The following is a 245-nucleotide window of genomic DNA, read 5'->3' as shown; positions in this document are numbered from 1 at the left end:
CATCAGCGGTTGATATGAGCCAGTACGAAAACGTCCAAGCCATCATCAGTGTCGGCGCCTTCGGCACCGATGCCACCGCCACTCTGAAATGGCAGCAAGCCACCGACACCGACTTCAGCGACGCCAAAGACATCACAGCCCGATCCGCCATCGACCTGGCAGAAGAGCTCCCCGGCGTCATCAACCTGAAAGCCACCGAACTCGACGTCAACGGCGGTTTTCGCTACGTCCGAGCCGTCCTGACC

1 protein-coding gene is annotated in these 245 nt (G+C 60.0%); it reads left to right on the top strand.

Annotated elements, in window-relative coordinates; genetic code table 11:
• Positions 1 to 14: 14 nt before the first annotated feature.
• A partial coding sequence (locus tag Q4563_RS21805; RefSeq protein WP_303606024.1) for a hypothetical protein occupies positions 15 to 245 on the top strand: 231 nt, incomplete at its 3' end.

It is taken from the genome of Gilvimarinus sp. 1_MG-2023 (genome assembly GCF_030548285.1).
The sequence above is the reverse complement of the archived record's forward strand: the minus strand, read 5'-3'. Positions and strand labels throughout refer to the sequence as shown.